Below are 25,934 nucleotides of genomic sequence, written 5' to 3'. Positions count from 1 at the left end.
ATTCAGGGGGCGGGGGCAGTGGGCTTCACGGCATAAGCGTATCAAAACAGTGCCGCGCGGGCGGCTGAGGATGGAGATTGCGATGAGCGATGTTGCAGAAACGGGTGGACGGCGGGCGCGGGGCGGTGGCGGGGCAACCCGGCGGGCAGAGCGCACGGCGGTCAGCTTTGAGACCGCGAAATTCATCCAGCGCAACATTCCGAACTTTGAAATTCTGAACGAAGAAGCCTTGCAGATCATCGAATACAACGCGGAAACCGTGTTGGAAGAGATCGGCGTCAATTTTGTAGAAAACGAAGCCGCGCTGGTGCGTTGGCGCGAAGCGGGCGCCGATGTGCGGGGCGAGCGGGTGCATATTCCGCGCGGCCTTGCGCGCAAGTTGTGCGCGACCGCGCCCAAAACATTTACCCAATACGCCCGTAACCCCGAGCGCAGCGTTGAGGTCGGTGGCCGCAATCTGGTGTTGGCCCCGGTTTATGGCCCGCCCTTCGTGCGCGATCTGGAAGGCGGGCGGCGCTATGCCACGATCGACGATTTCCAGAAATTCGTGAAGCTGGGCTATATGTCGAAATGGCTGCACCATTCCGGCGGCACGGTCTGCGAGCCAACCGATGTGCCGGTGAACAAGCGCCACCTTGATATGTTGCGCGCGCATATGGTGCTGTCGGACAAGCCCTACATGGGGTCGGTGACAGAGCCCAGCCGGGCGGCGGATTCGGTGGAAATGTCCAAGCTGTTGTTTGGCGCGGATTTTGTCGATCAGAACACGGTGATGACCAGCCTGATCAACATCAACTCGCCGATGACCTTTGATGGCATCATGATGGGCGCTTTGGAGGTTTACGCATCGAACAACCAAGCCAGCATCGTATCGCCGTTCATCGTCGGTGGTGCTATGGCGCCGGTGACGGTGGCAGGCACGCTGACGCAGGTATTGGCCGAGATTTTGGCGGGCGTGTCGTATTCGCAGCTGGTGCGGCCGGGCTCGCCGGTGATCGCGGGGGCGTTTGTGACCTCGATTGACATGAACTCGGGTGCGCCGACCTTTGGAACGCCAGAAGCCGCACACATCACTTACGGCACCGGACAGTTGGTGCGGCGTTTGGGTCTGCCCTATCGCTCGGCGGGGTCGTTCTGCGGATCAAAACTGCCCGACGCGCAGGCGGCCTATGAAACCGCGAACAGCTTGAACATGGGGCTGTTGGCAGGTGTGAACTTCATGCTGCATGCCTGCGGTTGGCTTGAAGGCGGTCTTGTGTCGTCGTTTGAAAAATTCGTCATGGACGCCGATCAGCTTGGCACTTTGCACCATCTGGCGCAGGGCGTGATGATGGACACCAATGGGCAGGCCATGGATGCGATCCGTGAAGTGGGCCCCGGCGGTCACTATCTGGGCTGCGAGCATACGCAAGCCAACTTCAAAACCGCATTCTGGCGCTCGGACCTGCTGGATTACAAGCCGTTCGAGACTTGGGCCGAAGAAGGCGCGCGCGACACGCAGACGCTGGCTGCAGAGCGCGTCAAGAAAATGCTGGGCGATTATGTCGCCCCGGCTTTGGATGAAGGCATCCGTGAGAGCATCGACGATTATGTGGCGCGCAAGAAGGCTTCGATGCCCGATGCGTTCATGTAATCTGCTGGGTTCAAGTCACAAGTAGAAAAGATCAGTTTAACGAGTGCTTAGGTATGAGTGGTAAGGGGCCCGCAGCGTTGCGGGCCTTTTGCTTTGTGGGCCACTGGGTGGGCGGATGCTGGCGTTACACCGCCTTGGGGCTGCGCGGCAGCAGTCGCACCTCGGCCATCAGGGCGATCAGCACCTCGATGTGACGCGCCACCGAATAGCTGGCAGCGCCGCTTTGGCGAATATCCTCCAGCCGTTCTTCTTCGACCAACAGCCGCGACACCGCGCGTTCGGGCGTTGGCATGCTGTCAACCAGCCGTTTCAGATCACGGTCGCGGCGGTAATCGACCACACCACAGCGGGCGGCACGGATCAGCAGGCGCGGGCGGCGCAGGGTTTCAAGCAAAGCGCGGAAATCGGTCATCGGACAAGCCTCCATTAAGTGGTGGAGCTTGCTTAGCACGGCACAACTGTGCGTTGCGCAAAGCCGAGTTGCAGCGCGCGCGAAGTTCCGAGATTGTTTAAGATTTGTAAACAATTATCGGAGTCAGGTCAGAAATTAACGATTGGGTAATCAATGCCTTCCACGCTTGTTAACGTTTCGGCGAGGTTTGATCAGGAAGGCGCGTCGGCGCGACAAAACATGATGCAACGCAATCTCTCTACCGTTCAATCTCTGCCGGGCTGGCTGCCGGATGCGGTGCGGCTCTATCTGGATCATACCGAAGATGGTCAATCTTATCGGTCACTTGCACGAAGAGAGGGCCGGCATGCCTCGACGGTGATGCGGGCGGTGCGCCGCTATGAGACCCGGCGTGATGATCCGTTGCTGGACGAGGCGCTTTGTGCGCTCAGCCACGGTCTGGACTCTGGCCTGCCCCTAATCAACAAGGATGATGACGCCATGACAGCCCCTTTGCGCCCGCATATGATCGTTGCCGATGAAGCGACAATCCTTTCTGAGGGCAAACGTATCCTGCGCCGTCTGGTGGAACCGGGCGCTGTCTTGGCCTTTGCGCCGGATATGGAGAAAGCCGTGGTGATGCGCGAGTTTCCCGATGGCCATTCCGCGCGGACGGCGGTGGTTGAACGGGTGATCGCGCAAGCCTTTGCGCTGAAAGACTGGATCAGCTGTCGCAAGCCGGGGCGGGTGGCGACATACGAGATCAGCACGCTTGGCCGCGCGGCGTTGAAGCGGATGGTTGCGGACGAGGATCGCGGCGGCGGCTTCGCCGAAGCGCAAGCTGCCTTCGGAGGCACGCCGCGCGGTTGGGATGCGCGCCTTCCAAGCGACGAGGCGGGCCCCCGCCGCATCCGCTACAATCTGGCCGAAAGCCCGGTTGCGGTGCTGGGGCGCAGGCGCGACAAGGATGGCAAGCTTTATCTTGAACCCGAGTTGGTGGTCGCAGCCGAACGTCTGCGCGAAGATTTTGAGCTGGCCCAGATGGGCCCCCGCGCGGCGCAGAATTGGGAGCGTTTTCTGACCGGCGCTGATCGTATCCCGCCGCGCGCCGAGCCTGGCATGGCCGAGGCGCCCCGGGCGGCGCGCGACCGGGTGGCGGCGGCCTTGCGCGATCTTGGCCCCGGTTTGGGCGATGTGGCGCTGCGGGTCTGCTGCTTTCTGGAAGGCATCGAGACCGCCGAGCAGCGTCTGGGTTGGGCCGCGCGCTCTGGCAAGGTGGTGCTGCGCATCGCGTTGCAGCGCTTGCGGCGGCATTTTGACGAAACCTATGGCAAATTGGGCCCGCTGATCGGTTGAACCGATCCGGGCGGCAGCCACAGCCGCCCGGATCAGCGAGGATTGCGCGATCAGTCGGCGCGGGTCAGGCCGATTTTATAGACCAGCCCCGCCACAGCGCCTCCGGCCAGCGGTGCCGCAATGAAGAGCCACAGCTGCGCCAAAGCGGTGCCACCGACGAACAAAGCCGGGCCAATCGAGCGCGCCGGGTTTACCGAAACCCCGGTCACATTGATGCCAACCAGATGGATCGCGGTCAGCGTCAGACCAATCGCAAGCCCGGCAAACCCCGCACTTGCGCCTGCTCCTGTAGCGCCCAAAATCACTGTGACGAAGATAAAGGTCATCACAAATTCAAACACCAAGGCTGCGGTGGCCGAGTATTCGCCCAGATAGCCCGCGCCATAGCCATTGGTGCCCAAACCGCCGGTCCAAGCTGCCGTGCCCGAGGCCACCAGATACAAAATCCCAGCGCCAAGGGTCGCTCCAATCACCTGCGCCACCGCATACCCTGCAAACTCTGCCACGGACATCCGGCCCGCCGCCACCATACCAAGGCTGACCGCCGGGTTCAGATGCGCGCCGGAAATCGCCCCAATGCCGTAAGCCGCCGCCACAATTGCCAGACCGAAGGCCAGTGAAATCCCGGTAAATCCAATCTCAGCGCCGCCAATCACCGCAGCGCCGCAGCCGAACAGCACCAGAATGGCGGTGCCAAAGGTCTCTGCTATCAATTTGTTGCCCATTCTTGTCCCCTTACACTTGTTACACTTGCATAGGGCTGCGCGGTGAACGCCGCAGTGAACGCCGTTGCCAAGCCCTGTCGGGCAGACTATTTGAAGAGGACGACCGATATAGGGGGAAAAACCGTTGCGCGATCTCAAGCTGCCCGACCAACGCCACCCTGAAAAGGCGCATAAGCCTGACAATGCGCAGCCGAAAAAGCCCGATTGGATCAGGGTGCGTGCGCCAACCTCGGAAGGTTACAAGAAAACCCGCGATATTCTGCGTGACAAAAAGCTGGTGACCGTCTGCGAAGAGGCTGGTTGCCCGAATGTCGGCGAATGTTGGTCGCAGGGCCACGCCACCATGATGATCATGGGCGAGATTTGCACCCGTGGCTGTTCGTTCTGCAATATCGCCACCGGCAAGCCGAAAAATCTTGATGCGTTCGAGCCGGGGCGGGTCGCCCATGCGGTCTCTGAACTGGGGCTGAACCATGTGGTTGTCACCTCGGTTGACCGGGACGATCTGGAAGATGGCGGGGCCGAGCATTTCGCCCAGACCATCCGCGCCATCCGGCATCGTTCCCCCGGCACCACGATTGAGATTCTGACGCCGGATTTCCTGAAATGCCCGCCCTCGGCACTGGAAAAGGTGGTCGAGGCGCGGCCGGATGTGTTCAACCACAACCTTGAAACCGTGCCGGGTCTTTATCCAACCGTCCGCCCCGGCGCGCGGTATTTCCACAGTTTGCGGCTGCTGCAAAAGGTGAAAGAACTTGATCCGACATTGTTCACCAAATCGGGCATCATGGTCGGCTTGGGTGAAGACCGCCAAGGCGTGCATCAGGTGATGGACGATATGCGCGCGGCGGATGTCGATTTTCTGACCATTGGCCAATATTTGCAACCGACGCCGAAACATCACCGGGTGGATCGGTTCGTTACGCCAGATGAATTCAAAAGTTACGAGCAAACCGCGTTCGGCAAGGGCTTTCTGATGGTGTCGGCGACGCCCTTGACCCGATCCAGCTATCACGCCGGTGACGATTTCGCGCGGCTGCGTGAGGCGCGGTTGCAGAAACTGGGCCGGGCCTGAACTGGGCCGGGCTTTACCTGAGACTGGCTTAGAGGATCGGGGCCTAGGCCGGCGGCTGGAAGCGCTGATAGATGGTCTGAAACGCGGGCGTGGCCTCTAGCGTATCCGTCAGCCGCTGCAATGACGGGTAATCGGCAAGGCCGATCAGCGCGCCATGCACCTCGGCCACAAAGCGCCAAGCACAGGCCACTGCAATATCGGCATGGCTCAGCGTGCCGAACCAAGTGGGGCCGGGGCGGCTGGCAAGATCGGCCTCTAGCGCGATCAGCACTGCAGAAATCTGATTTCGGCAGCGCGCCTCAAAACTGGCAGAAACCGTGGCGTGCAGCGCGCGTTCATAAAACAACGACACCGCTTTATCCGCCAGACCACAGCCCAAGGCCGCGACCTTCATCACCCGGTGGCGGTCCGGCTCGGCGCGCGGAAACAACGGCGCGTCGACCAGATGATCGAGATAATCCAGCATCATATGGCTGTCGGTCAGAACAAAGCCATCGTCCAGCACCAGCGTCGGCACACGGGTCAGCGGGTTGTAATGGCGCAGGCGGTCGGCGTCGCCGAATGAAGACCAAGGACGATGCTCGAACGCCATGCCGTAAAGCGTCAGCGCAATGCCGACACGGCGCACGAAGGGGCTGTCATATTGGCCAATCAGAATCATTCACTGCACCTCTGGCACAAGTTGCAGATAAGCCGCGACCGCCTTGCGATCCTCCTCGGGCAGCTTGGCCATATTCTCAACCACATGCGCCATATGCCCACCAACCGAGTCAAAATCTGGGGTGAAACCCGAGGTCAGATACTCCACCACCTCGGACTCAGTCCACTTCAGTTTGGCGGGGGTAATGTTCGGAGTGCGCCCCTTGCCATCGGGGTTGGGCGCACCCGCCAGCCAGTTGCCACGCTGCAAACCGCCCAAAGCATTGCGCGGCGTGTGACATTCACCACAATGCGCCATCGCTTCGACAATATAGCGGCCACGCGATTGCTCGGGCGTCAGATCACCTGCAATCACCCAATCATCGCGCAAAAACAACAGCTTCCAGATGCCTAGACTGCGGCGGATGTTGAACGGAAAGCCGATCTGATGCGGTTTGCTGGCCTCGGTCGACGGCGGCAGCCCATCCATGAACGCCTTCAGATCAGCCACATCTTGCGGCAGCATCTTGTTGTAAGCGCCGTAAGGCAGGGCAGGGTAAAGATGCGCACCCTCTGGCCCCACCCCCATCGTCACCGCATTGGCAAAGGTGATCAGGCTCCAACCGCCAATGCCCTGCGTGGGATCGGGCGAGATATTGGGCGCAAGAAACGTGCCAAAGGCCGAGGGAAACTCTTGCCCACCCGACAATACCAGTTCCGCCGCACCGCTGGCATCGGGGGCCGCGTGGCAGGACGCACAGCCTGTGGCCCAGAACACTTGCTCGCCCTTGGCGGCATCCCCATTCAGCCCGGCATAGTCATTGATATCAACAGTCTGCGGCGCTGTTGCCAGCATGAAGCCCGCTAAACCCAGCAGAACGATCCCCAGCAATGCTGAAAGCAGACGCGACATGGTGGCAACCTTTGCTTTGGCCCTGTGGTCAGACCAATTACTGCAAACAGGTTACACCAGATTACCAGTTTGGGAAGCGACGATTTCAGCGACCCATATCGGCGGCGGAGGCTAGCGGATTTTCGCTTTGCCGTTGGTGCTCAGCCAGTCTGGCCAGCCCCAAAACTGCTCAACCCCCCATAAAACAAAGCACAGCGCGATCACGCCCAGCACCAGCTTTACCCGCCACAGCGGCGGCGGATTGCGCGCCCAACGTGACATGCGGATCAGCCAGATCGGGTTCATGGATCAATGAACCGCACTTTGCCGATATAAGGCAGGTTGCGGTTTCGTTGCGCATAATCAATGCCGTACCCTACGACAAACTCGTCGGGAATATCGAACCCGGTCCATGTCGCCTTGATATCCACCTCGCGCCGGGTTGGTTTATCCAGCAGCGCGCAGACCTCAAGCCGCCTTGGCGCGCGCGACATAAGCAGGGTTTTCACATGATGCAGGGTAAAGCCGGTATCGACGATATCCTCTACCACCAGCACGTCTTGCCCTGCGATCTCACCGCGCAGATCCTTCAGAATCCGCACTTCGCGGCTGGAATGCATCGCATCGCCATAGGACGAGGCCTCCAGAAAATCAACCTGCACTGGCAGATCAATCTCGCGCACAAGGTCCGCGATGAACACGAACGATCCGCGCAAAAGCCCGACCACGATCAACTTGTCGCAATCGCTGTAATGCGCGGTGATCTCTCGCGCCAAAGCTTCGACCCGGGCGGCGATGGCCTTGGCCGAGATCATTTGGTCGATGACATAAGCGGGCTGCGACATGGGGGCCTCTTGATTTCCGTTGGTTTTCTACTCAATACCTGTGCTTAAGTCACGCGATAGGTTGCTGATGCCGCATCACCAAGAAACCAAGCACCTGCCTTACACAGCTGTACAGATGTACGAGCTTGTTGCGGATGTGGCGCGCTACCCGGAATTCCTGCCTTGGACTGCTGCCGCCCGCGTGCGCACCCGCGCGCCGATTGCTGGCGGCGGCGAGGTGCTGGAGGCCGACCTTGTGATCAGCTTCAAAGTGTTCCGCGAGCGTTTCGGCAGCCGCGTCACCCTGTTGCCCGCGCAAAACCAGATCCTGACCGAGTATATTGATGGCCCGTTCAAGCATCTGAAATCGGTGTGGCGCTTTGTGGAAACCCCGACCGGCTGTGATGTGTCGTTCGAGGTGGATTTTGAATTCCGCAACGCGATCCTTGCGGGCATCATCGGGCTGGTGTTCAATGAGGCGATGACACGGGTGGTGCGCGCGTTTGAGAGCCGCGCCGCCAAGCTGTACGGCTGATGCGCGCGCTGATCCTGGCACTGCTGCTGCTCGCAGCCCCGCTGGCTGCCCCGGTGGCTGCCGCACCGCAACTGGTCCATCTGGGCGCACGGCATTATCTGATCGAGATGCCCGATCATCCGACCGGGGCGATGATCCTTGTGCTGCATGGCGGCGGTGGCACTCCTGCGCAATTCGCAGACATGACAGGGTTTTCCGCGCCTGCTCTGGCCGAGGGTTACGCGGTGATCTATCCTGCGGCCAGCCAGCCAAAACGCATCACCATGTGGCAAACCGACGTTGAAAAGCCGGGGCGGGCCGATGATTTCGGCTTTCTTGATCAGGTGACCCGCGATGCCGCCACGCGGTTTCAGCTTGATCCAGCGCGGATCTATATGAGTGGATTTTCCAACGGTGCCGCGATGGCCGAGGCTTATGCAATGGCGCGGGCAGGGCGGATCAAGGCGGTGGCCGCAGTGTCGGGCACGCTGGATCTGCGCCGCACGCTTCAAGCCCAGCCCATGCTGATCATCCACGGGACGGCGGACCCTCGGGTGCCCTATCAAGGCGGGCGCGGGGCGAAATCCAAGGTAAAGACCAGCTTTGATGCGATCCCGGCGCAGGTTATGGCGCTTGTCGCGGCCTTTGGTGATCTGTCGCAGGCTGATCGGCTGATCGACCCGGTCGATGATGGCATGCAGGTGACGCAAAGCGATTACAGCAACGGCCAAGGCGTGCAGTTGCGGCTGCTGTCCATCTCCGGTGGTGGTCATGGCTGGCCGGGGCGGCTCAGCCCCAAACCCAAAGCCAGCGACATCTCGGCCACTGCCGAAGCCTTGCGGTTCTTCGCCCTGCACCCCTGACGCCGCTTTAGCGCATCGCCCGGATCAACAGGCCCAAAGCATGATCGCGCGCGGCATGCCGCACTTTGTCACGGCCCAAGGCGCCAAATTCCACCGTCTCGACCAGCACGGGCTTGCCGCGCAGCGCCAGACCAAAGCACACACGCCCCTCGGGCTTGAACTCTGATCCGCCAGGCCCGGCGATCCCTGTGGTCGAAACCGCCAGATCAGCCGCCGAATGTGCCAATGCCCCTTCGGCCATCGCGGCGGCAACCGGTTCGGACACCGCGCCAAATTCGGCGAGAACTTCCGGGGAAACCCCGAGCATGTCGATCTTGGCTTGGTTGGAATAGGTGACAAAACCGCGATCAAACATATCCGACGATCCGGCCACATCGGTCAAAGCCGCCGCCACCAGCCCCCCTGTGCAGCTTTCGGCGGTTGCAATCCGATACCCCCAATAGCGCGCCAGCCGCAGCAGTTCAGACATGGATCACCCCCAGAAAATCAGCGGAATGTGATAGGCCGCCGCCGCCACAATCGTGGCCAGCCCAGCAAACAACCCCGCCCACAAATCGTCAAGCATCACCCCCGCCGGATCGTGACGCCGATCCGCGCGACCAACCAGCCACGGCTTCCAGATATCGAACAGCCGAAAGAACAAAAACGCAGCCAGCGGCGCAGGCCAAGGCAAAAACCCCTCATGCCCGCGTGCCCAGAACGCAGCCGAGGAAAACAGCAGCGCCAGCCATTGGCCCGCGACCTCATCAATAACGAATTCTGATGGGTCAGCCGTCGGCGTATCGCGCAGCTCGACCGAAACCGCCCAGAACCCCAACCCCGTGACAGCAACAGTTGCCAGCAGCAGCACCGGAAAGCCGCAGTAGCGGTCAATCAGCAGTGCCAAAATCACAGCAACGAGTGACCCCCAAGTGCCCGGCGCGGGCCGCAGCAGCCCCACACCGAACCAGATCGCCAAGGCGCGCGTCATGCCCGCACCAAGGCGCAAGTCGCCATCGCGGCAATACCTTCTTCGCGGCCCGTAAAGCCCAGCCGTTCGGATGTGGTCGCCTTCACCGAAATCCGCTCCAGGGCGACGTCCATGATCGCGGCCAGTGCGCTGCGCATCGCCTCGGCATACGGGCCGATCTTGGGCCGCTCGCAAATCAGCGTCACATCGCAATTGGCCAGTGCAAAGCCGCGCGCCCGCGCCAAGCGCATGGCATGAGCAAGGAAAATCTTGCTGTCCGCGCCCTTCCACTGCGGGTCAGAGGGCGGGAAATGCCGGCCAATATCGCCCTCGGCCAGCGCGCCATAGATGGCGTCGGTCAGCGCATGCATGCCCACATCGGCATCAGAATGGCCCAAAAGGCCACGGCCATGCGGCACTTTCACGCCACACAACCAGACACCATCGCCGTCACAAAACGCATGCACGTCAAAGCCGTTGCCCACCCGCAGATCCATCTGCCGCCCCCTTAAGATCGCCTCGGCCCGCGCAAAATCGCCGGGATAGGTCAGTTTCAGATTGTCCTCGTCGCCCGCCACTATCGCGACCTCGACGCCAAAAGCACGCGCCACCGCAACATCATCGGCAGCGTCTCCCAGATGGGCGCGATGCGCAGACAGGATCGTTTCAAAGCAAAACCCCTGCGGTGTCTGCGCCCGAAACAGCCCATCGCGCGCCACGGTGCCCGCCACCATGCCGTCCGCCCCGCGCCACAAAGCATCCGTCACCGCAAGCGCCGGTGCCGCAGCCTTGGCATGGTCCAGCGCCGCGATCACCCGCGCAATCACCGCAGCTGACACCAGTGGCCGGGCGCCATCATGGATCAACACGCGGGCAATGTTTCGCCCGGCCAAAGCCTCTAGCGCATTGCGCACCGATGCGCTGCGTGTCGCACCCCCGGCGACGATCAGCACATCCAGACCCAAAGCCTCGGCCCGCGCCGTGTCATCGGGATGCACCACCAGCACCCGCAGCATGCCGTCAAACGCCGCCAAAGCCTGCGCCACCACCGGCTGCCCGGCCAGCATCTGCCATTGCTTCGGGACATCGCCCCCGGCGCGCAGGCCGCGTCCGGCGGCGGTGATGATCGCGGCTGTTGTCATGCGGTTTCCTTTTGCCCCTATCTAGGCCACAGCTGCCAGCCTGACAATCTGCCCCGACCCATCTGCATCTGGTCGCGAAATGCAGCACGACCGCCTAATTATTGTGCATTGCTCAGAAATAGGGCATGAAGCAGAGACCCAGCCCTTGGCGAACCCCCGACCCAAGCGCATGTTCCAATTCAAAGGAGCCGCAATGTCCCTGCACTTAGGCGCAATCTCTCTGCACCCCCCGGTGATTCTGGCACCGATGGCGGGGATCACCGATCTGCCGTTCCGGCGGATGGTGGCGCGCTTTGGCGCGGGGTTGGTTGTGTCTGAAATGATTGCCTCTGAAGAGGTGATGAAGGCGCAACCCCTGGCCCGCGCCCGCGCCGAGTTGGGCTTTGCCGAGGCTGCAACCTCGGTGCAGCTGGCGGGCCGCGACCCTTATTGGATGGCCGAGGCCGCGCGCTATGTCGAGGCGCAGGGCGCGCAAGTGATCGACATCAACATGGGCTGCCCCGCCAAACGGGTGACGGCCTCGGGCGGCAATGGCGCTTGTGGTTCGGCGCTGATGAAAGAGCCCGAGCTGGCGCTGGCGCTGATTGAATCGGTCGTGAATGCGGTGACGGTTCCGGTGACGCTGAAAACCCGGCTGGGCTGGGATGATCAAAGCCTTAACGCCCCGCAGATTGCCAAATCTGCCGAAGGGGCAGGGGTGCAGATGATCACCATTCATGGCCGCACCCGCTGCCAATTCTACAAAGGCCGCGCCGATTGGGCGGCGATTGCGGCGGTGAAAGCTGCGGTCTCGGTTCCGGTGATCGCCAATGGCGATATTATCGACATCGCCACAGCACGGGCTGCACTGACGCTGTCAAAAGCCGATGGTGTGATGGTCGGGCGCGGTGCCGAAGGCGCGCCGTGGCGGCTGGCCGAGATCGCCCATGCGCTCTACGGCACCACAGCGCCGCAAATTCCCACCGGCGCAGTTCTCGCCGATCTGGTGATCGAGCATTACGATCATATGCTGGAGTTCTACGGCCCCGAGCTTGGCCTGCGCGTCGCCCGCAAACATCTTGGCTGGTATCTGGAAGTTGCAGGTATCACGCAAAACCGCGACGCCATTCTGACCACCACCGAAACGACCCAAGTCCGCGCCCTGATCCGTGATAGCTTCGCCCAAGCGAGAGAGGCCGCATGACACAGTTCGACGGCCCCGCCCTTTGGGCATCCTTGCCACTGCCCGCGTTGCTGATCGGCCCCACCGGGTTGATCCTTGATGTGAACCCACCTGCCGAGACGTTCCTGAATGCCTCGTCAAAAAGCCTGATCGGCCAGCCGCTTCTAGACCGCTTGTCGATCGATGCCCCGATGGAAGATGCGCTGGCCCGTGTCCATGCCCATGAATCGCCGCTGTTCATCGCCGAAGCTGATGTTACGACGGGTGAGCGCGCCCCGGTGCAATGCGCTTTGCAGATGGCACCGTTGCAAGACAGCTTGGGCTGCGTGCTGCTGCTGATCTCGCCGCGCGAAATTGCCGAACGTCTGGGCCGCTCTATGCAGGTGACGTCGGCGGCCAAATCCGCCATCGGCATGGCCGAGATGCTGGCGCATGAGATCAAGAACCCGCTTGCCGGTATTTCGGGCGCGGCACAATTGCTGGCGATGGGGTTGGCAGCTGAAGATCTGGAACTGACCGATCTGATCGTCGAAGAAACCCGCCGCATCGTCAAACTGCTGGAACAGGTCGAGCAATTCGGCAATCTGCGCCCGCCGGCACGACGCGCCGTCAACATCCATGATGCCTTGGACCGCGCCCGCAGATCAGCCTTGGTCGGTTTCGGCGCGCATATGAGCATTGTTGAGGATTACGACCCCTCGTTGCCCGCGACCTTTGCCGACAACGATCAACTGATGCAGGTGTTCTTGAACTTGTTGAAGAACGCCTCAGAAGCCGCTGATCCCAAAGGCGGAACCATCCGGCTGCATACGTTCTACGACCACTCCCTGCGCCGTCGCCGCAAAGATGGCTCGGGGTCAACTCTGCCGCTGCAGGTCGAAATCATCGACGACGGCCCCGGCATCCCGGCCAGCATCGCCACCGACATATTCGAGCCATTTGTGTCGGGCCGCGAGAACGGCACCGGGCTTGGCCTCGCCTTGGTGTCCAAAATCATCTCTGACCATGAGGGCTGGATCTCGGTCGACTCCGCCCCCGGTCGCACAATTTTCCGCATTTCCCTACCGCTCGCACCGCGCGAGTTACCCGAGGAGTCCCACTAAATGGATGGCACCATTCTTGTCGCCGACGACGACCGCACCATCCGCACGGTTTTAACGCAAGCGCTGACCCGCGCGGGCTGCAAAGTCCATGCGACCTCCAGCCTGATGACGCTGATGCGTTGGGTGGAAGAGGGCAAAGGCGATCTGGTGATTTCCGATGTGATCATGCCAGATGGCAACGGCCTTGAAGCCCTGCCGCGCATTGCTCAGTTGCGTCCCGGCCTGCCGGTGATCGTGATTTCGGCGCAAAACACCATCATGACCGCGATTCAGGCCGCCGAGGCCGAGGCGTTCGACTATCTGCCAAAACCCTTCGATCTGCCCGATCTGATGAAGCGCTCGGCCCGCGCGCTGGATCTGAAGCGCCACGCGCCCAAACCCACCGCCGCCCCGCGTGAGATGGGCGACGATCTGCCCTTGGTTGGTCGCACACCGTCGATGCAGGCTTTGTACCGCCTTGTTGCCCGCGTAATGAACGCCGATCTGCCGGTGCTGATTTCCGGCGAATCCGGCACCGGCAAATCGCTGATCGCGCGCGCTGTGCATGACTTTTCGGATCGGCGCAGCCAACCGTTCATCACCGCGCAAGCCACGGATCTGGCTGGCGTTGACGGCATCGCAACCCTGCTGGCGCGTGCCAAAGGCGGCTCTTTGGTGCTGGATGAGGTTTCCGATTTCGACGAAGACGCCCAAGCGCGTCTGGTGCGGATGCTTGACGTGATGGGCGACCATGCCCCCCGCATTATGGCCACCAGCCAAGCCGATCTGGGCCAAAAGATGGAGGCAGGCGTTTTCCGCAAGGATCTGTTCTACCGCCTTGGTGGCGTCAACCTGCAAGTGCCGCCCCTGCGCGAACGCGTCGAAGACATCCCCTTGCTCGCCGAGCATTTCCTTGCCCGCGGCGAGCGTGACATGGGCCTGCAACGGCGCCTGTCGCCCGATGCCATGGCGATCGTGCGCGCCTATCCGTGGCCCGGCAACGTGCGTCAGCTGGAAAATCTGCTGAAACGCCTGTTGGTGACAGCGACCGAACCAGAGATTTCCAAGGCAGAGATCGAGCAAGCCTTGGGTGCCGCCCAACCCGTGCAGATCAGCCGGTCGGGTGGCATGGATGGCGAGAAACTTTCCGCCTCGGTGGCGCGACATTTACAGCGCTATTTCGACCTGCACGGGGGCCAACTGCCGCCCGCAGGTGTCTATGACCGGATTTTGCGCGAGATGGAGATCCCTTTGATCGAGATCGCGCTGGATGCAACTGGTGGCAATCAAGCAAAATGTGCCGATTTGCTGGGCATCAACCGCAATACCTTGCGTAAGAAGATCACAGACCTCGATATCCGCGTGACACGGCGGCGTAAGCTGATGTAAAACCGCCACAGGGGAGTGCTTTGCGCGTAACGTGGCGCGGAAAGCACAACGCTGTGGCGGAGCTGACACTCCGCAGGGTCTTGGGGGGATCAGTGCAGGGCGCTTACCGCAGTCTGACATGGGCAAAACTGGCGCGCCTGCGCCGGATGCGGCGTGTGCAAAACGGGCTGACCTTTGGCCTTGTGTTCCTTGGCCCCATGCTGGCCGTTGCGACATTTCTGGCGCTTGGCCCGCTCAGCCAACGCGCCACCTCGCCGGGGCTTCGGCTGATCCTGCTCACCGATATGATCTACATCCTGCTGGTTGCCGCATTGGTGCTGGCCCGCGTGATGCGGATGATCGCGGATCGGCGCTCGCAATCGGCGGGCTCGGCCTTGCATTTGCGCCTGACCGGGGTGTTCGCCTTCGTCGCCTTGGTGCCGACGATTCTGGTGGCTGTTTTCGCCGTGCTGACGGTGAATATCGGGCTGGAAGGCTGGTTCTCCGACCGCGTCAGCAACGTGGTCTCGGCCTCACTGACCGCAGCACAGGCCTATGAGGATGAACAAACCAAGGCATTGAAGGACGATTCCTCTGCCTTAGCTGCCTTCCTTAACCTTGCAAAACAAAAGACATTTTTCCTGCAAGACGATCAGGTGCGCCCGATTTTGACCCAAGGTCAGGCCGCCATCCAGCGCGGCATGAAAGAGGTTTATCTGATCGACGGCACTGCCACCCTGAAAACCCGGGGCGAGCGGTCGTATTTGTTCGATTACGAGCCGCCAAAGCCCGAGGAACTCTCTCGCGCCAAATCCGGCGAGGTGGTGGTCATTCAGGATTGGGCCAACGATGAGTTTCGCGCGCTGGTCCATCTCGACGCCTTCGCCGACCGATATCTTTACGTCTCGCGCAAGGTCGATGGCGGGATTTTGTCTCTGCTCGATGAAACCAAGGAAACTGTGCGGCTCTATCAGCAGCTGGAATCCGACCGCGGCAAGGTGCTGTTCAACTTTGGCCTGCTTTACATCGGTTTTGCGCTGATCCTTGTATTGGCCGCCGTCTGGCTGGGCCTTTGGTTTGCTGAACGTCTCAGCCGTCCGGTGGGCCGCTTGGCTTATGCCGTGGGCCGCGTCAGTGCCGGTGATCTTGACGTGCAGGTGATCGAGGAAGAAGGCGATGACGAAATCGCCACTTTGTCGCGTGTTTTCAACCAGATGACGCATCAACTTAAAGGTCAGCGCGATGCGTTGGTGGACAGCCACCGCCAGACGGAACAGCGCCGTCGTCTGTTCGACTCTGTGCTGTCAAACGTCACCGCCGGGGTGATCGGTCTGGATGCCGAGGGCGATATAGATTTCGCCAACCGCGCCGCCGAGCGTCTGTTAGAGCTTGCCGATGGTGCCGCAGAGGTGCCTTTGGCTGCGGCAGTGCCGGAATTTGCAGCGCTGTTTGATCGTCTGCGCGACCACGGCGGCACGGCGGTGCAAGAAGAAGTGCGTCTGACCCGGAAGGGCAAGTTGGAAAGTTTGCTGGTGCGCATGTCGGTGCGGCGCAGCGATTCCGGGCGGTTGGAAGGCTATGTTGTGGCGTTTGATGATGTGACAGAGCTTGTCTCAGCGCAGCGCATGGCCGCTTGGGGCGACGTTGCGCGCCGCATCGCGCATGAGATCAAGAACCCACTGACCCCGATCCAGCTTTCTGCCGAACGCATCAAGCGCAAGTTCCGCAGCCAAGTGCAAGACCCCGAAGATCTGGACCAGTATACTGAAGTTATTGTGCGTCAGACCAATGACTTGCGCCGCATTGTTGACGAGTTTTCCAAGTTCGCCCGCATGCCTGAACCCGATCGACGGGAGACCGATCTGGTTGCCCTGCTGCGCGCGGCGGTCATGTTGCAAGAAAACGGCCAGCCCACCGTCACCTTCCGCCGAGAGTTGGTGGCGGGGCCGCTGATGTTGGAACTTGACGGAACCATGATCGGTCAGGCGCTCACAAATCTGATTAAGAACGCAGGCGAAGCCATTGAAACTCTGCATGAAAAGTCAAAACCAGAAGGTCACGTTCCAGAAATTCGCATCAGTCTCAGCGTCGACGACTCCGATGCCACAATCCGTATCATGGATAATGGCATCGGCCTGCCGCCAGATCGCGCCCGGCTGTTTGAACCCTATGTCACCACCCGCGAAAAAGGCACGGGTCTTGGCCTGCCTATCGTGAAGAAAATCATTGAAGAACATGGCGGTACGCTGACACTTGAAGATGCGCCCGTCTTTGAAAACAACGCCCATGCCGGAGCGATGGCGGTGATCCGTTTGCCACGCGGACCGCGCAAACGGACAGGGCGCAACACGGCCGCAACCGGCCAGGGGGAAGTATGAGCAATATTCTGATCGTTGACGATGAAAAAGACATCCGCGAACTGATTGGTGATATTCTGAAGGACGAAGGCTATACCATTCGTCTTGCAGCAAATTCCGACGATTGCATGTCCGAGATCAACGCCGAAGCGCCCAGTCTGATGATCCTGGATATCTGGCTGAAAGACAGCCGGATGGATGGCATCGACATCCTGAAAACCGTCAAGCGCGACAATCCCGATATCCCGATCGTGATTATCTCGGGCCACGGCAATATCGAAATCGCGGTCGCTGCGATCAAGCAGGGCGCTTATGATTTCATCGAAAAGCCGTTCAACATTGATCAGCTTATGGTCGTGGTCAGCCGCGCCATGGAAATCTCGCGGTTGCGGCGCGAAAATGCTGATCTGCGTCGTCGTGATGTCAGCTCGTCCGAGATGATTGGATCAAGTCCGTCGTTCAGGGCCTTGAAATCACAGCTGGAAAAGGTCACCAAGTCGAATGGGCGGGTGATGTTGGCGGGGCCTGCTGGGGCGGGCAAGGAAATGGCCGCGCGCTTTATTCATTCCAATTCCAACCGGGCATCGGCGCCATTTATCTCGGTCTCGTCCGCAACGATTGATGCTGACCGGATGGAGGACGTGCTTTTTGGCCGGGAAACCAGCGACCGCGGTGTTGAAAAAGGCCTGCTGGAACAAGGCCATGGCGGTGTTGTTTACTTTGATGAAGTCGCCGAGATGCCGCTTGGCACGCAATCGAAAATCCTGCGGGTGCTGACCGATCAGCAATTCACGCGCGTCGGTGGGGCCGATAAAGTCCGCGTTGATCTGCGGGTGATCTCGTCCACCAGCCGCGATCTGCGCGCTGAAATCGCCGCCGGACGCTTTCGGCAAGAGCTTTACGACCGCCTGAATGTGGTGCCAATCGCAGTGCCATCCCTGGCAGAACGGCGCGAGGATATTCCTGAATTAACAAGCACTTTCATCGAAATGTTCCACCGAACCCAAGGCCTGCCGCAGCGCAAGCTGACCGAAGAGGCCGAGGCGATGTTGCAAACCATGCAATGGCCCGGCAACATTCGTCAGCTGCGCAACGTGATCGAGCGCGTGCTGATCCTTGGCGAAGGCTCGGGCGCGATTGAAGCGCGTGAGTTGCCGGGGCAAGACGCGCCAACCGATACTGGCGGGCGCATGGTTCTGGGCGGTGCGATGGCGACGCTGCCGCTGCGCGAGGCGCGCGAGGTGTTTGAACGCGAATATCTTCTGACCCAGATCAACCGTTTTGGCGGCAATATCAGCCGGACCGCAGGATTTGTTGGCATGGAACGCTCGGCCTTGCACCGCAAATTGAAATCTTTGGGCGTGGTCACCACCGGGAAATCCGGCGGGCGCGGGGATGACGAGGATGACGCCTAGGCCGGATGTGTTGCAGAAAGAATCCAATCTTGAACGGCGGGTCAAATGCTTACGTTTTCCTCTGGAATCTGGCAAGTTTGCGCGACATACTTAAATATCGAAGCGCGATAGGGCGCGCTTTTCGGTGCGACTGGCGATAAGGATAAGAAAAAATGGCCGCAGACAAACAGAATTTACAAGATGCGTTTCTCAATCACGTCCGGAAATCGAAGGTTCCGGTGACGATTTTCTTGATCAACGGTGTAAAATTGCAGGGTGTGATCACTTGGTTTGACAATTTCTGCGTGCTTTTGCGCCGCGACGGTCAATCGCAACTGGTCTATAAACATGCGATTTCGACCATCATGCCGGGTGGTCCGGTTAACCTTTATGAAGGTGAAGACTGATCTCTGATCTGCCAGAAGACGATGATTGGCCGTTTGAGAACGGCAGCATCGACGCCCATTCAACGGCGGCGGCGCCGACGCGCGCCTATGTGTTGCACCCCGACCTAAAGGCCGTGAAATCGCGGCGTTTGCCTGAGCATGGGCTGGCAGAGGCGGTAAGCCTCGCCGCCGCTCTGCCGGGTTTGCAGGTTCTGGGGGCCGAAGTTGTGCGCCTGCCACGGGTGCAACCGAGCACTTTGTTTGGCTCGGGGAAGGTCGAAGAGCTGACGGCAACGATGAAAGGGCTCGAGATTGATCTGGTTCTGGTCGATGGTCCTGTCACGCCCGTGCAGCAGCGGAATCTTGAAAAAGAATGGGGAGTCAAGCTGTTAGACCGAACCGGTCTGATCCTTGAAATCTTCGCCGACCGGGCGCGCACCCGCGAAGGCGTGCTGCAGGTAGAGCTTGCGGCGTTGTCCTATCAACGTACACGACTGGTGCGGGCCTGGACCCACCTTGAGCGCCAGCGCGGTGGCTTTGGCTTTGTTGGCGGCCCGGGCGAGACGCAGATCGAATCTGACCGCCGGGCGATTGATGATCAGGTGATCCGCCTGAAACGCCAGCTGGATCGGGTGGCGAAAACCCGAGAGCTGCACCGCGCTTCCCGCCGCAAAGTGCCGTTTCCGCTGGTGGCCTTGGTGGGCTACACCAATGCCGGCAAATCGACGCTGTTTAACCATATGACCGGGGCCGAGGTGCTGGCGAAGGACATGCTGTTCGCCACGCTGGACCCGACAATGCGCGGCGTGGTGTTGCCGTCCGTCAATGGTGCGGCGGGGCGCAAAGTGATCGCGTCGGATACCGTTGGCTTTATTTCCGAACTGCCGACGCAACTTGTGGCCGCGTTCCGCGCCACTTTGGAAGAGGTTCTTGAGGCCGATCTGATCTTGCATGTCCGCGACATCAGCCACCCAGAGACCGCCGAGCAAGCCGCTGATGTTGCTGATATTTTGACCAGCCTTGGCGTCAACAAAGCCGTGCCGATGTTTGAGGTGTGGAACAAGCTTGATCTGGTGGCGCCCAGCCAGCGTGAGGCTTTGCAGGTGCAAGCCACCAATCGCGCCGGGGTTTTCCCGGTGTCGGCGCTGACGGGCGAGGGTGTCGCTGCGCTGCTGGAAGCGGTTTCGGTGGCTTTTGACGAGGCAAAGACCACAGCCGTGTTGCAGCTGACCTTCGCCGAGGGTAAGCGGCGGTCGTGGTTGCATGATGCGGGCATCGTGCAGGCAGAGCAACAGGACGAGTCAGGTTGGCAGATCACTGTGCTGTGGACAGCGCGGCAGTTGGGGCGCTACCGCGAGTTCAAGTAATCAATGAACTTTGCGCGGTAGCGCTTTGTTATTGCGGCAATTCTGGCGTCAAAACCATATCGCCAACGGCACCTGCACGCGCCAGATCTGGGTCGAGGGACATCGGGATATATTCGCCGCGCCGCCACAACTCGGACAGATCATCGTAAAACCGCGACAGCGGATGCCCGGATTGCCCGGTGGCTTGGATGAAGACCGAACTGTCCGGGTCGGCAAAGTCGTAAACCCCACGGTAGCCGCCCGCATGCACATTCAGATAGGGGTTCGGCCCGGTGCCTTTGGTGCGCCCGCGCAGCAAAGTCGTATCACCGCCAGAGGTCGATTGCCGGATGTTGACGAAATAACGCAGCACCGGCACTTCGCCCAAAACCGGGTGATCATGCGTCGCCTGATGCGCGTCACCCCAGCGCCAGCTTTCGATGTTCGGGCCGTAAACCTCTGACAACTCAAGCAAAGCCTGATCCAAGGCAATCCGCGCGATATCAGTGCAAGTCTCAACAGCTGCCGATTGCACCACATCACACCAGACCGAAGCGCCACCGATATTGCGGTAAACCCGCTCGATGAACACAGGCTCGGGATGGGTGAATTGATCCGCCAACGGGCCGATTTCATCGCGGGTCAGACGGTCTTGCAACGCACGCAGCCATGCCTCTGCGATCAGCGGTTCCGGCAGATGTTCGTTCATCTCGCCGTTCCATTTCGCCATCAGATCCAAAGCCTTCTGCCGCAGCCGTTCGGGCGTGCCCTCAGCCGCAGGTTCGCCGGTGAACCACAGATCGGCACCGATCAACGGCAGCAGATTGCGCGCGGTGGGCGAGACTGTATCCAACTGCGCCTCGATAAAGCTGTCGCGGGTATGCACTTCGCGGGTTTTCATCAGCGCCAGCCAGCGCTGAATGCGCTGGGTGTCGCCCCACTCAAAGCTGACATGCAGCGGGAAGGGGCGGTCTACAGTCTTGTTGTTGGTATTGCCCAGCAAGCCACTGGCCGGATTGATGAAACTTGGATTGTCCTCATAGGGCAGCATGCCGGTCCAACGGTTTTTTCCCTGCCAACCGGGCGCGGGCATCCGCCCCTGCGTCGCATTGGCCGGATCACGCGCTGGCATCACGCCGATGGTCTGCATCGCAATGCCATTGGCATCCGCCAGCATCAGGTTTTGCGACGGCGCCACGAACAATTTCCCCGCCGCAATCGCCTCTGGCACTGAACCCGCGCTCATCAGCTTCATCGCCGCCGTCATCGAGGTATCTTCCCCTGACAGCGCCGTCCACTCCAGCGCCGCCACCGAGCCTGCAGGCGTGACCGAGGCCAGATCGTAATGCGATCCCGGCAGGATCGGCCCAGCTTCCGACCAGCGCAAGGTCAGCGTCACCGGATCTTCGCCCTTGATGTTCAGAATGGTCTGACGCGAGGTGAATTTCTTCGGCCCCTCGGGCGTCAGATATTCCTGCGGATTGGCCGGGTTCAGCTTTTCGATGATCACATCCTGATCGTCGAGATAGCTGGTGGTCAGCCCCCAACCCAGCCGCTCTGATCGCCCGACCAGCACCACGGGCATGCCCGGAATCGTCCCGCCAATCACCCCGCCGGTCGGCAATTGCAGCCGCGCCAGATACCAGATCGAGGGCGCAGTCAGGCCCAGATGCGGGTCATTGGCGAGCAGGCTTCCGCCCGCCGCCGCCTTGCTGGGACTGGCCGCCCAAGCGTTCGAGGCCCCGGCAAAATCGCGGGAATGGAACGGCGACAGCGGTGTGTCGACATAGGCGGTCTGCGTCGCAGGCTCGGCCATAGCCCCCGGCATCAGGCTGGCATAATCGGGCAGGGCGGCGATGCCTTGGCCCGGATCGTCGGGCAAAATGTCGCTCAGACGCGGCGCGGGCAGCACCAAAGACATCTGCGCGCGCAAAACTTCATCCTCCATATGCGAGGAGAGTTGGAGCGCCATCAGCTTGAGGATTGCCAAGCTGTCAGCAGGAGACCAAGCCGCGATTTCATTGGAAAAGAAGAAAAACTCGGGCGCGCCACGGCCCCGCGCGCCCAGATTAACCTGCGAAATCCAAGCGTTAACGCCTGCCGCATAGGCATCCAGCGCCATTGTTGTACGTTTGTCCTGCACCTTGACCGAAAGCTGCGCCAGCCCGTAAAAATCCAGACGCCGGATCAATTCGTCAATCTTCACCGTGCGCGGCCCGAAAATCTCGGACAGCCGACCCTGTGCTGTGCGCCGCAGCATCGTCATCTGCCACAACCGATCCTGCGCATGGGCAAAGCCCAAGGCAAAATAGACATCCTCTTCGGTTTTGCCGAAAATATGCGGCACATCGTTGTTGTTGCGCACGATCTCAACCGGTGCAGAGATGCCCGTCAGGGTGAAATCCTCGTTATAGTCCGGCAAGCTGCGGCTGAGCACATAATAGGCCAGAACAGCCGCCAGCAGCCCCAAAGCGATCAACCCGGTGAAGATGCGCAAAAGCCAACGGAAGGCGGTCAACATGGGGCGGAGTCCTTGACGGCAGAGGTTCCTTGCCTTCCTAGTCCAAAGCCAGAATAGGGGCAATGTAGGGCGCGGAAGATCATGGCAAAACTGGCATTTCTTGGCCTTGGGGTGATGGGCTATCCGATGGCGGGGCATCTGGCGGCCAAGGGGCATCAGGTCACGGTGTACAACCGCAATCCGGCGAAAGCGCAGGCTTGGGTGGCGCAACATGGCGGCACGTCGGCGGCGACCCCGCGTGAAGCCGCGATCGGTGCCGAATTTGTGATGGCTTGCGTTGGCAATGACGACGATCTGCGCAGCATTTGTCTGGGCGAAGATGGCGCATTTGCGGGCATGAATGCCGCGATTTTTGTCGATCACACCACGGTGTCAGCAGCGGTCACGCGCGAATTGTCGGCTGTCGCCTTGGCCCAAGGCCTTGGTTTTGTTGATGCGCCGGTATCGGGCGGGCAGGCCGGGGCGGAAAACGGTGTGCTTTCGGTCATGTGTGGCGGCGCGCAATCGGACTACGACCGCGCCGAGCCGGTGATCGCCGCCTATGCCCGGATTTGCCGCCGTTTGGGTGACAGCGGGGCAGGGCAATTGGCCAAGATGATGAACCAGATTGCGATTGCCGGGCTGGTGCAGGGCCTGTCCGAGGCTTTGGCCTTTGGTGAGAAAGCCGGGCTAGATGGCGCTGCGGTGGTCGAGGTGATCTCTCAGGGGGCGGCCGGATCTTGGCAGATGGCCAATCGTCACAAGACCATGCTGGCCGAAAAATTCGATCACGGTTTTGCGGTGGATTGGATGCGCAAGGATCTGGCAATCTGTCTGGCCACCGCCGATCAGATCGGCGCTTCGCTGCCAGTGACCGCTTTGGTCGATCAGTTCTACAAGGATGTGCAGCGGATGGGCGGCGGGCGGCATGACACCTCCAGCTTGATCCGCCGTTTGAAATAGCAAAAGCAAAGCGGCGGGCGCAAGGCCCGCCGCGTTGATCTTAAACGATAATTCTTGTGTACTTCACGCCCGCCAAGGTCGCCCCCGCCATCAGACCCTGCTGGCCGAACACGAAAGCGATCACTGGATCAAGCTCTGTCGTTTCTTTCCCAATCGAGCCACCCTCGGCCGGAGTGGCATAGCGGATGTCGGCGCTGGCGGCCCAACCGGGCGAGCGGCGGAAATCCTGCAACGCCTGATCTGTGGTGAAAAACAGCATATGCGCATATTGCTGTGCGCCAATCTGAAACCCGATCGAGGCTTTGGTCGCCGAATAGTAATCCACCGTCGTGCCCTGAATTTGCAGCACACCGCGGCCATAAGCGCCGCCAAAGCCAAAGCCAGCCTCGGTCACCAACGGCATGGTCAGAATACCGCTTGCCCGACCCGCCAATTGCTTGGTGCCGGGGAAATTGTTGAACAGGTAAGCCTGCGTCTCGCGCACCCGCGCGTCAATCTGCGCACCGCCCTGCGATCCGACCCCGTTGCCGACAACCGTGTTTTGACACGCAGCCAACATCCCAGCACCGCCAAGTGCCAGAAAACCGCGTCTGGAAAAATCTGTCATATCCGCCCTCATGCCCCAAAAGGGGCTCTTTGACCCCGTTGCGCCGATTATAGCGCGAATACAGCCGCTTGTCATCAACCGCAGCTTAAACAGGCGATGCTCCGCCCAACAGTCTTGCCACCCGCGGCGCAAAATAGGTCAGCACCCCGTCACATCCTGCGCGCTTGAACGCCATCAGGCTTTCCACCATCGCGCGGTCGCCATCAATCCAGCCGTTTTGCGCGGCGGCCATGATCATCGCGTATTCGCCCGAGACTTGATAGGCGAAGGTCGGCGCGCCAAACATCGCCTTCACCCGCTGACAGATATCCAAATAGGGCATCCCCGGCTTGATCATCACCATATCCGCCCCCTCGCGCAGATCACGCTCGATCATCCGCAAGGCCTCATCGCTATTGGCCGGGTTCATCTGATAGGTCTTTTTATCACCCTTCAAAGCGCCCGTTGCGCCCACCGCGTCGCGGAACGGGCCATAAAACGCCGAGGCATATTTCGCGGCATAAGACATGATCGCCACATCTTTATGACCCGCAGCCTCCAGCGCCACCCGGATCGCGCCAATCCGCCCATCCATCATATCGGACGGCCCCAGAATATCCGCGCCCGCCTCGGCCTGCACCAAGGCCTGTTTGACCAAAGCGGCCACGGATTCATCGTTCAGAATGATGCCATCGCGCACCAACCCATCATGCCCGTCGGCATTATAGGGGTCGAGCGCCACATCCGTCATCACCGCGATCTGCGGCACAGCATCTTTGATCGCCCGAATGGCGCGGTTGGTCAGATTATCGGGGTTCCAAGCCTCCTCACATCCCACAGTTTTCAGGCTGGCATCGGTATAGGGAAACAGGCAAATCGCCGGAATTCCCAAATCTGCAGCCTCTTTCGCTGCTTCTACCACCAGATCTACTGACAAACGGTTAACGTCGGGCATCGAATGGATCGGCTCGCGCAGACCCACACCATCGCGGACAAACACGGGCCAGATCAGATCGGCAACGCTCAGGGTGTTTTCCTGCACCATGGCCCGCACGGCGGGGCTTGCGCGCAGACGGCGGAATCGGGACTGTGGCATCGCGGCAGAGATCGGGCGCATGGTCTATCCTGAGACTGGCAAAAAGGCTTGCGGTTGCCTGCTCTGCCTGCCATGGAAAGAGCCGCGTCTCAAGCAGACATTCTGGCGCAGGCTAAATTCGTGATGCGGCCCCAAACGGTTAAGCGAAGGATGAGACTCCGTTGAATTTATATCAAGTCCTGTTTGAATTGATCGATATGCGGTCATTTTCAAACCTTTGGTATTGGATCATGCTGGCGGTGATGTGGTCCTCGGCCAGCCATTGGGTGCTTGGGGTGCCGTTCGATGTGATCAGCCGGGCACGCCGCAAGGGGGGCGATCTGCAGGATGATCTAGAGGTTCTGGTGCGCATCAACACCGGGCGGATGCTGGATATTGCCCGCACGGCAGGGGTTTGGCTGGTGGCGTTCTTGTGCTTTATCCTCAGCGCGTTGCTGATGCTGGCGATCTGGTACGAGATCGAATTTGCCCAAGCCCTGCTGTTTTTGCTGGTGCCGATGTGCATCCTGTCGCTGATGTCGCTGCGCACCGCCCGGATGATCGAGGCGGGCGAGAATGCAGGCACTGCCTTGCACCGCCGTCTGGTTCGTCACAGGATCAGCACGCAAGCCCTTGGGATGGTTTCTATTTTCGTGACCTCGATGTTTGGCATGTATGTCAATCTCAACATCGGCGTGCTGGGGTAAAGCGC

At 60.5% G+C, this 25,934-nt stretch carries 26 protein-coding genes; 14 read left to right on the top strand and 12 right to left on the bottom strand.

Translation table 11 applies throughout. From position 1 onward, the window contains the following. Nucleotides 1–82 precede the first annotated feature (82 nt). Nucleotides 83–1,633, top strand: a complete 1,551-nt coding sequence (locus QQJ98_RS00505) for a trimethylamine methyltransferase family protein (protein WP_284323359.1) — start codon at nucleotides 83–85, stop codon at nucleotides 1,631–1,633. Nucleotides 1,634–1,757: 124 nt separating this feature from the next. On the opposite strand, the gene QQJ98_RS00500 is transcribed toward QQJ98_RS00505, so the two are convergent. Beyond that, complete coding sequence (locus tag QQJ98_RS00500; RefSeq protein WP_284323358.1) at nucleotides 1,758–2,045, bottom strand: DUF6477 family protein; 288 nt, start codon at nucleotides 2,043–2,045, stop codon at nucleotides 1,758–1,760. A 222-nt stretch (nucleotides 2,046–2,267) separates the two neighbouring features. On the opposite strand from QQJ98_RS00500, the gene QQJ98_RS00495 reads away from it, so the two are divergent. Next, complete coding sequence (locus QQJ98_RS00495) at nucleotides 2,268–3,380, top strand: DUF6456 domain-containing protein (protein ID WP_284323392.1); 1,113 nt, start codon at nucleotides 2,268–2,270, stop codon at nucleotides 3,378–3,380. 50 nt (nucleotides 3,381–3,430) lie between these two features. On the opposite strand, the gene QQJ98_RS00490 is transcribed toward QQJ98_RS00495, so the two are convergent. Then, nucleotides 3,431–4,105, bottom strand: coding sequence for an aquaporin (locus QQJ98_RS00490; RefSeq protein WP_284323357.1), 675 nt, complete (start codon nucleotides 4,103–4,105; stop codon nucleotides 3,431–3,433). 124 nt (nucleotides 4,106–4,229) lie between these two features. On the opposite strand from QQJ98_RS00490, the gene lipA reads away from it, so the two are divergent. Further along, a complete protein-coding gene (lipA, locus tag QQJ98_RS00485; RefSeq protein ID WP_284323356.1) occupies nucleotides 4,230–5,180 on the top strand; it encodes a lipoyl synthase in 951 nt (316 codons plus the stop codon). Between the two features lie 43 nt (nucleotides 5,181–5,223). On the opposite strand, the gene QQJ98_RS00480 is transcribed toward lipA, so the two are convergent. The 4 genes from QQJ98_RS00480 to hpt form a co-directional block, all read right to left on the bottom strand. After that, nucleotides 5,224–5,841 (bottom strand): glutathione S-transferase family protein, encoded by a 618-nt coding sequence (locus QQJ98_RS00480; protein ID WP_284323355.1) that lies wholly within the window; start codon nucleotides 5,839–5,841, stop codon nucleotides 5,224–5,226. After that, a complete protein-coding gene (locus QQJ98_RS00475; protein WP_284323354.1) occupies nucleotides 5,842–6,732 on the bottom strand; it encodes a c-type cytochrome in 891 nt (296 codons plus the stop codon). It lies immediately after the preceding gene. Between the two features lie 111 nt (nucleotides 6,733–6,843). Continuing rightward, on the bottom strand, nucleotides 6,844–7,017 hold the full coding sequence (locus tag QQJ98_RS00470) for a hypothetical protein (protein WP_284323353.1): 174 nt from the start codon (nucleotides 7,015–7,017) through the stop codon (nucleotides 6,844–6,846). Then, a complete protein-coding gene (gene hpt / locus QQJ98_RS00465; protein WP_284323352.1) occupies nucleotides 7,014–7,556 on the bottom strand; it encodes a hypoxanthine phosphoribosyltransferase in 543 nt (180 codons plus the stop codon). The genes QQJ98_RS00470 and hpt overlap by 4 nt, the downstream gene beginning before the upstream one ends. Nucleotides 7,557–7,623: 67 nt before the next feature. Between hpt and QQJ98_RS00460 the strand changes: the two genes are divergently transcribed. Together QQJ98_RS00460 and QQJ98_RS00455 are read left to right on the top strand one after the other, a co-directional pair. Then, a complete protein-coding gene (locus QQJ98_RS00460) occupies nucleotides 7,624–8,070 on the top strand; it encodes a type II toxin-antitoxin system RatA family toxin (protein ID WP_284323351.1) in 447 nt (148 codons plus the stop codon). Further along, entirely contained in the window at nucleotides 8,070–8,912 is an 843-nt protein-coding gene (locus QQJ98_RS00455) for a CE1 family esterase (RefSeq protein ID WP_284323350.1), read from the top strand. Before QQJ98_RS00460 ends, QQJ98_RS00455 begins: the two co-directional genes overlap by 1 nt. 7 nt (nucleotides 8,913–8,919) lie before the next feature. Here the strand turns inward: QQJ98_RS00455 and QQJ98_RS00450 are convergent, their stop codons facing one another. The 3 genes from QQJ98_RS00450 to QQJ98_RS00440 are packed head-to-tail and all read right to left on the bottom strand — an operon-like array spanning nucleotide 8,920 to nucleotide 11,003. Beyond that, complete coding sequence (locus QQJ98_RS00450; RefSeq protein WP_284323349.1) at nucleotides 8,920–9,381, bottom strand: CinA family protein; 462 nt, start codon at nucleotides 9,379–9,381, stop codon at nucleotides 8,920–8,922. 3 nt (nucleotides 9,382–9,384) lie between these two features. Continuing rightward, entirely contained in the window at nucleotides 9,385–9,882 is a 498-nt protein-coding gene (locus QQJ98_RS00445) for a phosphatidylglycerophosphatase A family protein (RefSeq protein ID WP_284323348.1), read from the bottom strand. Continuing rightward, entirely contained in the window at nucleotides 9,879–11,003 is a 1,125-nt protein-coding gene (locus tag QQJ98_RS00440; protein ID WP_284323347.1) for a bifunctional 2-C-methyl-D-erythritol 4-phosphate cytidylyltransferase/2-C-methyl-D-erythritol 2,4-cyclodiphosphate synthase, read from the bottom strand. Before QQJ98_RS00440 ends, QQJ98_RS00445 begins: the two co-directional genes overlap by 4 nt. A 193-nt stretch (nucleotides 11,004–11,196) precedes the next feature. Here QQJ98_RS00440 and dusB point away from each other — a divergent pair, with 193 nt between their 5' ends. The 7 genes from dusB (at nucleotide 11,197) to hflX (ending at nucleotide 20,119) form a co-directional block, all read left to right on the top strand. Continuing rightward, nucleotides 11,197–12,186, top strand: coding sequence for a tRNA dihydrouridine synthase DusB (dusB, locus tag QQJ98_RS00435; protein ID WP_284323346.1), 990 nt, complete (start codon nucleotides 11,197–11,199; stop codon nucleotides 12,184–12,186). Beyond that, entirely contained in the window at nucleotides 12,183–13,268 is a 1,086-nt protein-coding gene (locus tag QQJ98_RS00430) for a two-component system sensor histidine kinase NtrB (protein WP_284323345.1), read from the top strand. The genes dusB and QQJ98_RS00430 overlap by 4 nt, the downstream gene beginning before the upstream one ends. Continuing rightward, the gene (locus QQJ98_RS00425) at nucleotides 13,269–14,636 is read left to right on the top strand and encodes a response regulator (protein WP_284323344.1); all 1,368 of its coding nucleotides are present in this window, start codon (nucleotides 13,269–13,271) and stop codon (nucleotides 14,634–14,636) included. It abuts the gene before it with no gap. A gap of 146 nt (nucleotides 14,637–14,782) precedes the next feature. After that, nucleotides 14,783–16,993 carry a sensor histidine kinase NtrY-like gene (locus tag QQJ98_RS00420; RefSeq protein WP_284323391.1) on the top strand — a complete coding sequence of 737 codons (2,211 nt, stop codon included), beginning with the start codon at nucleotides 14,783–14,785 and terminating at the stop codon, nucleotides 16,991–16,993. Continuing rightward, nucleotides 16,990–18,387 (top strand): nitrogen assimilation response regulator NtrX, encoded by a 1,398-nt coding sequence (ntrX, locus tag QQJ98_RS00415; protein WP_284323343.1) that lies wholly within the window; start codon nucleotides 16,990–16,992, stop codon nucleotides 18,385–18,387. The genes QQJ98_RS00420 and ntrX overlap by 4 nt, the downstream gene beginning before the upstream one ends. Nucleotides 18,388–18,539: 152 nt before the next feature. Then, a complete protein-coding gene (gene hfq, locus QQJ98_RS00410; RefSeq protein ID WP_054006118.1) occupies nucleotides 18,540–18,773 on the top strand; it encodes an RNA chaperone Hfq in 234 nt (77 codons plus the stop codon). After that, the gene (hflX, locus tag QQJ98_RS00405; protein ID WP_431307770.1) at nucleotides 18,773–20,119 is read left to right on the top strand and encodes a GTPase HflX; all 1,347 of its coding nucleotides are present in this window, start codon (nucleotides 18,773–18,775) and stop codon (nucleotides 20,117–20,119) included. The genes hfq and hflX overlap by 1 nt, the downstream gene beginning before the upstream one ends. A gap of 28 nt (nucleotides 20,120–20,147) precedes the next feature. Here hflX and QQJ98_RS00400 read toward each other — a convergent pair whose 3' ends face one another. After that, on the bottom strand, nucleotides 20,148–22,619 hold the full coding sequence (locus tag QQJ98_RS00400; protein WP_284323341.1) for a penicillin acylase family protein: 2,472 nt from the start codon (nucleotides 22,617–22,619) through the stop codon (nucleotides 20,148–20,150). Nucleotides 22,620–22,700: 81 nt separating this feature from the next. On the opposite strand from QQJ98_RS00400, the gene QQJ98_RS00395 reads away from it, so the two are divergent. Further along, nucleotides 22,701–23,561 carry an NAD(P)-dependent oxidoreductase gene (locus QQJ98_RS00395; RefSeq protein WP_284323340.1) on the top strand — a complete coding sequence of 287 codons (861 nt, stop codon included), beginning with the start codon at nucleotides 22,701–22,703 and terminating at the stop codon, nucleotides 23,559–23,561. A 40-nt stretch (nucleotides 23,562–23,601) separates the two neighbouring features. On the opposite strand, the gene QQJ98_RS00390 is transcribed toward QQJ98_RS00395, so the two are convergent. Both QQJ98_RS00390 and hemB read right to left on the bottom strand, forming a co-directional pair. Beyond that, on the bottom strand, nucleotides 23,602–24,168 hold the full coding sequence (locus tag QQJ98_RS00390) for a lipid-binding SYLF domain-containing protein (RefSeq protein ID WP_284323339.1): 567 nt from the start codon (nucleotides 24,166–24,168) through the stop codon (nucleotides 23,602–23,604). Nucleotides 24,169–24,253: 85 nt separating this feature from the next. Beyond that, entirely contained in the window at nucleotides 24,254–25,264 is a 1,011-nt protein-coding gene (gene hemB / locus QQJ98_RS00385; RefSeq protein ID WP_284323338.1) for a porphobilinogen synthase, read from the bottom strand. A 176-nt stretch (nucleotides 25,265–25,440) separates the two neighbouring features. Here hemB and QQJ98_RS00380 point away from each other — a divergent pair, with 176 nt between their 5' ends. Continuing rightward, complete coding sequence (locus QQJ98_RS00380) at nucleotides 25,441–25,929, top strand: component of SufBCD complex (RefSeq protein ID WP_348523117.1); 489 nt, start codon at nucleotides 25,441–25,443, stop codon at nucleotides 25,927–25,929. Nucleotides 25,930–25,934: the final 5 nt, after the last annotated feature.

Source organism: Cypionkella aquatica (genome assembly GCF_030161095.1).
GTDB lineage: Bacteria > Pseudomonadota > Alphaproteobacteria > Rhodobacterales > Rhodobacteraceae > Cypionkella > Cypionkella aquatica.
Note: the sequence above shows the minus strand (reverse complement) of the source record. Positions and strands in the feature narration are given on the sequence as shown.